The organism is Corynebacterium sp. HMSC034E11 (assembly GCF_001835905.1).
In the GTDB taxonomy this organism is placed as follows: Bacteria; Actinomycetota; Actinomycetes; order Mycobacteriales; family Mycobacteriaceae; genus Corynebacterium; species Corynebacterium coyleae.
Genome location: NZ_KV826412.1, coordinates 39547 through 49437 on the forward strand (window position 1 = coordinate 39547; position 9891 = coordinate 49437).

At 64.6% G+C, this 9891-nt stretch carries 9 protein-coding genes; 1 reads left to right on the plus strand and 8 read right to left on the minus strand.

What is annotated here, in order from left to right; all coding sequences use genetic code 11:
• Nucleotides 1–2 precede the first annotated feature (2 nt).
• From HMPREF2690_RS08300 to HMPREF2690_RS08330, 7 genes are read right to left on the minus strand one after another with little or no spacing between them, the layout of a single operon-like run.
• The gene (locus HMPREF2690_RS08300) at nucleotides 3–935 is read right to left on the minus strand and encodes a sulfite exporter TauE/SafE family protein (protein ID WP_070820648.1); all 933 of its coding nucleotides are present in this window, start codon (nucleotides 933–935) and stop codon (nucleotides 3–5) included.
• Nucleotide 936: 1 nt separating this feature from the next.
• Nucleotides 937–1569, minus strand: a complete 633-nt coding sequence (locus tag HMPREF2690_RS08305) for a sirohydrochlorin chelatase (protein ID WP_070570705.1) — start codon at nucleotides 1567–1569, stop codon at nucleotides 937–939.
• A 5-nt stretch (nucleotides 1570–1574) separates the two neighbouring features.
• On the minus strand, nucleotides 1575–2909 hold the full coding sequence (locus tag HMPREF2690_RS08310) for a sulfate adenylyltransferase subunit 1 (RefSeq protein ID WP_070820649.1): 1335 nt from the start codon (nucleotides 2907–2909) through the stop codon (nucleotides 1575–1577).
• Nucleotides 2909–3829 (minus strand): sulfate adenylyltransferase subunit CysD, encoded by a 921-nt coding sequence (gene cysD / locus HMPREF2690_RS08315; RefSeq protein ID WP_070820650.1) that lies wholly within the window; start codon nucleotides 3827–3829, stop codon nucleotides 2909–2911. Before cysD ends, HMPREF2690_RS08310 begins: the two co-directional genes overlap by 1 nt.
• 38 nt (nucleotides 3830–3867) lie before the next feature.
• A complete protein-coding gene (locus HMPREF2690_RS08320; RefSeq protein ID WP_070820651.1) occupies nucleotides 3868–4644 on the minus strand; it encodes a phosphoadenylyl-sulfate reductase in 777 nt (258 codons plus the stop codon).
• Complete coding sequence (locus HMPREF2690_RS08325; RefSeq protein ID WP_070452160.1) at nucleotides 4641–4898, minus strand: hypothetical protein; 258 nt, start codon at nucleotides 4896–4898, stop codon at nucleotides 4641–4643. Before HMPREF2690_RS08325 ends, HMPREF2690_RS08320 begins: the two co-directional genes overlap by 4 nt.
• Entirely contained in the window at nucleotides 4895–6607 is a 1713-nt protein-coding gene (locus HMPREF2690_RS08330) for a nitrite/sulfite reductase (RefSeq protein WP_070820655.1), read from the minus strand. The genes HMPREF2690_RS08325 and HMPREF2690_RS08330 overlap by 4 nt, the downstream gene beginning before the upstream one ends.
• Nucleotides 6608–6835: 228 nt before the next feature.
• On the opposite strand from HMPREF2690_RS08330, the gene HMPREF2690_RS08335 reads away from it, so the two are divergent.
• On the plus strand, nucleotides 6836–8206 hold the full coding sequence (locus tag HMPREF2690_RS08335; RefSeq protein WP_070820652.1) for an FAD-dependent oxidoreductase: 1371 nt from the start codon (nucleotides 6836–6838) through the stop codon (nucleotides 8204–8206).
• 230 nt (nucleotides 8207–8436) lie between these two features.
• On the opposite strand, the gene HMPREF2690_RS08340 is transcribed toward HMPREF2690_RS08335, so the two are convergent.
• Nucleotides 8437–9531 (minus strand): Fic family protein, encoded by a 1095-nt coding sequence (locus tag HMPREF2690_RS08340; protein ID WP_246815451.1) that lies wholly within the window; start codon nucleotides 9529–9531, stop codon nucleotides 8437–8439.
• Nucleotides 9532–9891: the final 360 nt, after the last annotated feature.

Consider the following 9891-nt stretch of genomic DNA (forward strand, 5'->3'; position numbering starts at 1 on the left):
GCTTATCGTATGCGGGCGGGCTGCGGCTCCACCACTGTTGCGCCTTCGCGCTCGGATGCGGCGCGGGAGTTGGCGCGGGCGCGTTGGACACCTCGCCAGGAGAGGGCGGCTCCGATTGCAACGATAAGCAAGCGGACGACCCAGAGTCCGCTGGTCATGCCGGCATACGACAAGACGACGGGCAGGTTCAGCAGCACGATCAGGGTGCCGACAACGCCGCCGAGCGCGATGGGGTTCATACGGCTGACCATCCACGCTCCGATAGGTGCGGCGATGACACCACCGATGAGCAGGGCCAACACACCTGCGAGATTTGCGACGAGGTCACGCCACATCCCGACCGCGAACCCGAGCGTTGCGGCGAGGGTGACCAGGAACTCGGCGGTGTTGACGGTGCCGACGATGCGGCGCGGCTCGGCACGGCCTGCGGTAAGCAGCGTGGAGGTGGTGACGGGCCCCCAGCCTCCGCCGCCGGTGGCGTCGATGAATCCGCCGAAGAGCCCGAGGCCTGCGAGAAAGCCGCGCGAGTGAGGCTTCGCGGCGAGTTTGCGTTGGGTGAGCCCCCGGGCGAAGCGCAGCATGAGGTTCAGCCCGATTAGCGCGAGGATCAGCGACATCACCGGACGTGCCGCTTCGGTGGAAAGCCGCACGAGCACGGTTGCACCGAGAAACGCCCCGATGGCGCCGGGGATGCCGATCGCGCAGGCGGTGCGCCAGTCCACGTTGCCGAAGCGCGTGTGGGCTACGCCGGAGGCGAGTGTGGTGCCCAGCTCCGCGGTGTGGACGACGGCGGAGGCAGCGGCCGGGGTGATACCGGCGAGCGCGATGAGCATGGTGGAAGAGGTGGCGCCGAAGCCCATGCCGAGGCCGCCGTCGACAAGTTGCGCGGCAAGACCTGTGACTGCGATGAGCAGCAGTGTTTCGAGTTTGTACATGTCAGGCGCCTTTCTCGGCGGCGCGGTATCGGTTGGCGACGATCCGCGCGAGGTCTGTGGTCAGCGGCCCGGATGCCGGCAGGTGGTCTGGGATCCGGTCGAGCAGGGTTCCGTGGGTGACAAACAGTGGGAGCACATGCGTATCTGTGAAGCGCCGCTGACCACGCGTCGCCGACACCACTGCCGTTTCCACCCCGGCACGCTTGGCCACTTCGGCGGCGAGGCGGTCGTAGTTGGCGGCTTGTTCAGGGTTGGAGGTGCCGACTGGGAAAAGGGTTGCGTGGGTGGCGGTGGGGTCGTCGATACGCAAGCGGCGCGCAAGGACATCGGCGATGTCGCTGCCGGTACCGAGCGGCTCGGCGAGCACGAGGTCGCAGTGCTGACGGGCTTCGGCGAGGTGGCGCGGCACGTCGATTTTGGCGTGGAATGCGCGGGTGAACAGCAGCGGAACCACAATCGCGCGCGACGAGGAGACGGAGGCGGCTGCCTCGGCGAGGGTGGGTGTGTCGAACTCCAGGTGGGCGTCGGCCCACTCCACACCGAGTTGCGTAGCCGCGGCTTGGGTGAGCGCGCGGATGCCTTCCTTGGCGCGGGGGTGTCGCGAGCCGTGGGAGAGGGTGATCAGCGCGGTCATGGTTATTACCGCAGTCGCTTTCCGACGAGCCCAGCCGCCAGCGTGTTGCCAGTTGACTGGTCGACGAGCAGGAAGTTACCCACCGCACCGCGGGCGGCGTACTGCTCGACGGGCAGTTCGTCGGCGGTGTGGATGGTCACGTGTGCGATGTCGTTGAGCGCAACCGCCTCGGGTGCGGTGTTGTCACCGTCGGCGCCGTCGATGTCCAGGACGCGATCCACGCTGGCCACGCGGGCGCGGACGAACGCGGTGCCGATGCGGAGCTTCACGGCCTGGCCTGCGCGCAGGTCCTTCTCGTTGAGGCCGACGACGGTGGCGTCGAACTCGCGTGTGTCTTCTGGTCGAGTGTGCGCGGCCAGCAGGTCGCCGCGGGTCAGGTCGATGTCGTCGGCAAGCCGCAGCGCAACGGAGTCGCCGGCATGGGCGGTGTCCACGGGGCCGTCGGCGGTGTCGATGCCGGCAACGGTGGTGGTGCGGCCGTAGGGGGCGAGGATCTCGTCGCCAACCGTGATTGAGCCGGCGTTGACGCGGCCGGCGTAGGCACGGTAGTCGGAGGCGTGTTCACGCAGCACGACCTGGATGTTGAAGCGGAAGTCCAAGTCATCGGCGCGGCCGTGTTGCACCGGGATGCTCTCCAGCAGTTCGAGCACCGTCGGGCCGGTGTACCAAGGCGTCGCGTCGCTGCGCTCCGCGACGTTGTCGCCGCGCAACGCCGAAATCGGTACCACGTGGGGGTCTTCGATGCCCAACGCTGCGGCCTTGGCGTCGAATTCGGCCTTGATCTCGTCGAAACGCTGCTGCGAGTAGTCAACGAGGTCGATCTTGTTCACCGCCAAGATCACGGTGCGCACGCCGAGGAGTTTGGCCACGGTGAGGTGGCGGATGGTTTGTTCGACGACGCCGTTGCGGGCGTCGACAAGCAGTACCACCACTTGGGACGTGGACATGCCGGTCACGGTGTTGCGCGTGTACTGCACGTGACCTGGGGTGTCGGCGAGGATGAACGTGCGCTTGTCGGTGGCGAAGTAGCGGTAGGCCACGTCGATGGTGATGCCCTGCTCACGCTCGGCGCGCAGGCCGTCGACCAGCAACGACAAGTCCAGCCCCTCAAAGCCGCGGTCCGCGGAGGTGCGTTCCACGGAGGCGAGCTGGTCGGCAAGCACCGACTTGGTGTCATGCAGCAGGCGGCCGACGAAGGTGGACTTGCCGTCGTCGACGGAGCCGGCGGTGCACAGGCGCAGCGTCTCGCGGGCGGACAGCGCGGCGGTGGCAGTTTCGGCAGCGCCGGTTTCAGGGGCGTTTTCGGAGGTAGTAGCGGGTGCGATGGTTGGGGCGGTCATCAGAAGTAGCCTTCCTTCTTGCGGTCTTCCATGGCGGATTCGCTCAGGCGGTCGTCGGCACGAGTTGCGCCGCGTTCGGTCAGAGTGGAGTTGGCGATCTCGACGAGGACCTCGTCGATCGTTTCTGCGTCGGAGTCGACGGCGCCGGTGCAGGACATGTCGCCGACGGTGCGGTAGCGCACCCGGCGCGTTTCCAGCTGCTCGCCCTCGCGGGGCCCGCCCCATTCGCCGGGGGTGAGCCACATGCCGTCGCGGCTGAACACTTCGCGGTCGTGGGCGTAGTAGATGGATGGCAGTTCGATGCCTCGCGCGCCGATGTACTCCCACACGTCGGCTTCGGTCCAGTTGGAGATTGGGAAGACGCGGACGTTTTCGCCGGGCAGGGTCGCGCCGTTGTAGAGGTCCCACAGTTCGGGGCGTTGGCGGCGCGGATCCCAACCGCCGAATGAGTCGCGCACAGAGAAGACACGTTCTTTTGCGCGGGCACGCTCTTCGTCACGACGCGCCCCGCCCAGCACGGCGTTGTATCCGACCTCGGCGATGGTTTCCACCAGCGGCACGGTTTGCAGCGGATTACGGGTGCCGTCGGGGCGTTCTTGCAGGTCACCGCGGTCGATCCAATCCTGCACATGCGCGACTCGCAGACGGAGCCCATGCTTATCGACGATCGCATCCCGGAACTCAATCACCTCCAGGAAGTTATGCCCCGTATCCACGTGCAGCAGCTCAATCGGCGGCTTAGCCGGGTAAAACGCGCGGCGCGCCAGCTCCAGCACCACGCAGGAATCCTTCCCGCCGGAAAACAGCAGGCCAATCTTGTCGAACTGCCCCGCCACCTCACGGATGATGTGGATCGACTCGTTTTCTAAATCCTTCAGGTGCGGCGATAGCTGCGTTGCCGTTGCCGTTGCTTGCGTCATTGTGTTGCTCCTTGTTGTCCGGTTGTTGCGCTTCTCGGCTACTCGTGCAGGCCGCACTCTGTCTTGGTGGCAAACGCCCAGCGCCCGGCGCGTGGGTCCTCCCCTTCCGCCACGGGCAGGGTGCAGGTGGCGCAACCGATGGAGGGGTAGCCCTGTCGGGTCAGCGGGTGGATGATCAGGTCGTTGTCGCGCTCGAAGGCGGCGGTGTCTTCCAGGGACCAGGTGACCAGCGGGGAGATCTTCAACCGTCCGGTCGCATCCAGGCTCAGTGCTGGCGCGTCGGCGCGGGTGGGTCCGTCGGCGCGGCGCAGCCCCGTGATCCAGCCGGCGTACGGGCTCATATGCACCGCCAGCGGCTCGACCTTGCGCATGCGACAGCACGCACCCGGGGCGCGCAGGTACAGGTTGGGCCCGTACGTCTCGTCCTGCTGTGCGCGGGTCAGTTGCGCCTTCGCCCGCACCAGGCGGTGCGAGGGGTAGCGCGCCTCCACCTGGTCGGCCACCTCCAGGGTTTCCGGGAAGTGGTACTCGGTATCCAGGAACAGAAAGTCCGCGCCGGGCAGGTGGCGCTCGGCCAGTTCGGCGAGCACCGTGTTTTCCATAGACAGGGTCACGACGAGTGGGCCCGGCGCGTACTCGTTCGCCCACTGGAGAATCTCGGAGGCGGGGGCGTTGTGGAGTTTTGCGGCCCAGTCGTCGACAAGCAATGCGTTTTGCTGCGCCACCCTGTGTGGCAGCGGCGATGTCGTTGTCGGGCCGTCGGGGCTGATGTCGGGATCGCGGAAGTCGCTGGGCTGGTTGAGCAGGTTAATCATTGGTTGCCTTTCAATGCGCCGGTGTGGCCGTGGCGTGCGAGCGAGGCCTGCAGCGCTTCCTCCGTGGATGGCGCCTTCGACGGCGCGCCTTGCGGGTCGTCCTGGCCGTGGAACTTCACCTCGAAGATGCGGAGGCATTCGCAGCACTTCCACGCGAATTCGGTCTGTTCGTTCGGCCACAGGTCCTCGCCACCGCAGTACGGGCAGAAGGTGGGAAAGTTGCGGTTCGGGTTTGGTTCGCGGCGAAAGCTCATCGCAGGTCCTCCTCATCGGCGCGCGCGACCCAGTCACGGAATGTCTCAGCGCCCTCACGCTTATCGACGAAGCGCTGCACCACCCGGGCCACATACTCCGTCAACTCACTGGACAACACCTTGTGACCACGCAGTTTCCGGCCAAAGTTCGCGCCCTCGCCGATCGTGCCGCCAAGGTGTACCTGGAAGCCTTCGACCTTTTCGCCGTGGCCGTTATCCACCATCTGGCCCTTCAAACCGATGTCGGAGACCTGGTGGCGGGCGCAGGCGTTCGGGCAACCGTTGAGCGAAATGGTGATCGGCGAGTCGAGGTCCCCGAAGCGCTCCTCCAGCTCATCGGCGAGTTCGATGGCGCGGGACTTGGTGGTCACGTGCGCCAACTTGCAGTACTCCAGGCCGGTGCAGCTGAGCAGGCCGCGGCGGAATTCGGAGGGCTTGGAGTACAGGCCCATCTCCTCCAGGTCCGCCTGGAGGTTTGCTGCGGTGTCTGGCGCAACCCCGAGCAGCAGGACATCCTTGAACGGGGTGAAGCGCAGATCCGTCACGCCGTACTTCTCCGCCAGGTCAGCCAAGGCGATGAGTTGCTCGCCCGACATGTGGCCCAGCGTCGGCTTCACACCGATGTAGACGTTGCCGTCCTTCTGCTCGTGCACGCCGATATGGTCGCGGTCCACCAGGTTGTTCGGGGCGTGCGGACCGTCCGGGAGTTTGTAGCCCAGGTAGTCGTCCTCAAGGATCTCGCGGAACTTCTCCACACCCCACTCGGCCACGAGGAACTTCAGACGGGCACGGTTGCGCAGGCGACGGTAGCCGTAGTCGCGGAAGATACGCACCACGTTCGCCCACACGTCCGGGACCTGCTCGAGGGTGACAAAGGCGCCGAGGGATTGTGCCAGCATCGGGTTCGTCGACAAGCCTCCGCCCACGTAGCACTCGAAGCCGGGGCCGAGTTCAGGGTGCTCGACGCCGATGAATGCGAGATCGTTGATCTCGTGGACCACATCTTGGCGTGCGTTGCCGGAGATCGCAGACTTGAACTTGCGCGGCAGGTTTTGGAACTCGTCTGCGGTAACGATCTCCTGGATCTGCCTAATCGCGGGAGTGGCGTCGATGATCTCGTCCTTGGCAATACCTGCCACCGGCGAGCCCAAGATCACGCGCGGCACATCCCCGCAGGCATCCCAGGTGTTCAGACCGTTCGCCTCGAGCTTCTCCCAGATCGCCGGGACGTCCTCGATGCGCACCCAGTGGAACTGGATGTTCTGCCGATCCGTCAGGTCCACCGTGGAGCGGGCGTAATCGCGGGACAACTCCCCGACGGCGCGGGCTTGCGCGGTGGAGCAGATGCCTCCGTCGAAACGGATGCGCATCATGAAGTACTTGTCCTCAAGCACCTTGTTGTCCTCGCCGGTGAACTCACCGCCCAGGTTCTGTTTGCGCTGGGTGTACAGGCCAAGCCACTTGAAGCGCGGGTACAGGTCCTCGCGATCGATCGAGTCGAAGCCGCCCTTGGAATAGGTATCGATCACACGCTGCTTCACGTCGAGGACCGGGGACGCCTGCTTGATTTCTTCATCGTGGTTGAGCGGCGCGGTGCCGTCGATAAGCCATTGCCCCTGCGGCTTCTTTGCGCGCGGTTTCGCGGTTTTCGTTGGTGCGGTCACGGGCCCTCCAAAAAGTAGACCGGTCGGTTCGGCGATGCTGTTCATTTCGGTGTTGATGGGCAAGCATGCCGTACCGGCCTGTCTAGCACAACCAAAACGCCGAAACTGCCGGTTAATGGCGTGAATGTAATAGGTTGACCGCGTCCGTTAAGGCCTGTTTTACTTGTCCCGCGAAACACGAATGTAAATCGCTGAAACTTTAAGACCGCTCTGTCTATGCGCTATAGTGTCAGTCATCGAAAAAATCCCCCTTTTGCGAAAGGACCATCACCTATGAGCTTGCGCGTCGCCGTCATCGGCGCCGGCCCCGCCGGCATTTACGCCTCTGACCTGCTCATCCGCAACGAAGAGCACGACATCCACGTCGACCTTTTCGAGCAGATGCCCGCCCCGTTCGGCCTCATCCGCTACGGTGTTGCGCCCGACCACCCGCGCATCAAGGGCATTGTGAAATCCCTGCACAACGTGCTGGACAAGGACAAGCTGCGCCTCATCGCCAACGTGACCGTCGGCCGCGACATCACCATCGACGAACTGCGTGACTACTACGACGCCGTCGTCCTCTCCACCGGCGCCGTGCGCGACCGCGAGCTGCTCATCCCGGGTGGCGACAAGTCCATCGGTGCCGGCGAGTTTGTCGGTTTCTACGACGGCAACCCACGCTTCGAGCGCGATTGGAACCTCGAGGCCAAGGAAGTCGCCGTTATCGGCGTGGGCAACGTGGCCCTGGATATCTCCCGCGTGCTGGCCAAGACCGCCGACGAGCTCGCCGTCACCGAGATCCCGGACAACGTCTACGAGTCCCTGAAGAAGAACCAGGCCGAGACCGTCCACATGTTCGGCCGCCGCGGCCCCGCCCAGGCGAAGTTCACCCCGAAGGAACTGCGCGAACTCGACGAGTCCGACACCATCCAGGTGCTCGTCGACCCGGAGGACATCGACTACGACCAACTCTCCGAAGAAGTCCGTCGCGCCGACAAGTCCATCGACCTCAACTGCCAGGTGCTTGAGCAGTACGCCATGCGCGAGCCGGACGACTCACCGCACAAGATCTACATCCACTTCTTCGAGGAACCGGTTGAGGTGCTTACCGACGACGCAGGCAACATCACCGGCCTGCGCACCGAGCGCCAGGAACTCGACGGCGAGGGCGGCATCCGCGGCACCGGCAAGTTCACCGACTGGCCAGTCCAGCAGGTCTACCACGCCGTCGGCTACCGCTCCGAGCCTGTCGAGGGCGTGCCGTTCGACCTCGAGCGCCACGTCATTCCTAACGACGGTGGCCGCGTCCTCGTCACCGCCGAAGAGGGTGCCGCACCGGAGGAGAAGCTGTACGTCACCGGCTGGATCAAGCGTGGCCCGGTCGGCCTGATCGGCAACACCAAGTCGGACGCGAAGGAAACCACCGACATGCTCATCGCCGACGCCGACGCCGGCAAGCTCGCCACCCCGGCCCACACCGGCAAGGACGAGATCCTCGACCTGCTTCGCGAGCGCGGCATCGACTACGCCACCTGGGCCGGCTGGTACAAGCTCGACGAGGCCGAGCGCGCCCTCGGCGCCGCCGACGCGACCTTCCCGCGTGAGCGCAAGAAGATCGTCGAGTGGGAAGACATGCTGGGTCACTCCCGCGCCGGCGAGTAACGCCATGTGATGCGCGGTCCGCGCACACCAAACAGCGCGCACCGCTTGATGTACACCGAATCGACACGTCCACGCGACGTGTCGATTTTTTGTCGCAAAATCGACATGACGCACCCCGCGCACCGTAGCGGCCCCCACAGCCCAAAAAGCGATATCGCCTTTTGCACCGACCGGCGAGACGCGACCTGGGGTTCTACAACGGCGCACCCTGTAAAAGACGATATCGGGGGTTAGCGTCGGGTCAGCACCTCGAGCGCTGCTGTGTTCAGAAACACCTTCGACCGCCCCGCCTTCTGTTCTTCGAGGATGCCGGCCTCGACCAGCTGCGACAGCCACATCGATGCTGTCTGCCGCTTCGCCAGTCCCGCATCGATCACGTCCGTGATGCGGACATACGGCTGAACGAACAGCAGCTCCGCCAGTTCGGCTGCTGGCGAGATGCCGGCTTCGCGGACACGGGCGGTGGTGGTGTCCTGGAGGGTGCAGAGGTCGTCGATAAGCAAGCTTGTGCTCCGGGCCGACTCAGTCACCGCGTTGACCATGAACAGGATCCACTGCTCCCACCCACCGTCCGCGGTGACCGCGCGCAGCAGCCGGTAATACTCCGCTTTCCTATCGACGATCGTCCCTGACAGATACAGCACCGGCAGTGACAACACCTTCTCTTGCAGCAACAACAAGATGTTGAGGATGCGGCCGGTGCGGCCGTTGCCGTCGTAAAACGGGTGGATAGCTTCGAACTGGTAATGCGTCACCGCCATCAACACCAGCGGATCCAACCCGTGGTCCGAGTAGATGTAGCGTTCCCACGCCGAAAGGTGGCGTTGCAGCACGTCGAGGCCTTCGGGTGGGGTGTACGCGCGCGTGCCCGTGACCGGGTCGCCGATGTAGGTACCCGGTGTTGAGCGGAGCGTGGCCTGCCCACCCTGCAGGGTCGAGCACACCTCAACCGCAACCTTCTCCGACACCGGCCTATCCGCGATCAGGTCCACGCCGCGCCGCAGAGCATCGCGGTAGCGCAGCGCTTCCTTGGTTGCCGGCGTAGGCTCCGGATCGATGCTCCACTGAGCCCGGAACAGCTCATCGTTCGTGGTCACAATGTTTTCGATCTCTGTCGATGCCTGCGCCTCACGCAACGGGATAGTGGAGGTGATGATCTCCGGGTTCGGGATCAACCGGCATGCGGTGTTGAGGGCGGCCAGTTCGCTGCGGGCGTCGATAACAGCCTTGAGCACCTTTGCGGTCTCAAGCGTGTGCTGTGGTGGCAGCGGAGGCAGATCGTTGTACGGCTTCGCAGGGTCGAACGCCGCTGTGTTTCCGGTCATGTCGAAAGAATAAACACGTCCGCGCGACGTGTCGATTTTTTGATGCAAAATCGACATGACGCACCCCGCGGACCGCTGCTACAACCACAGCCCAAACGGCGATATCGTCTTTTACACCAACCACCGGACCGCGACCTGGGGTTTTGCAACGGCGCACCCTGTAAAAGGCGATATCGTCTTTTAGGCAGCAGCACGCCAGAAACGTCTACACTTGCCCGGTTACCTACAGAAAGGGCACCCACGTGGATCTCATCCGCTTAACCACGCGATTTGGAAAACGCTACGCGCCGACGATTGCGCTGGTTATCGTGCTGCAGCTGGTCACGACCCTGGCCACGCTGTACCTGCCGGATTTGAACG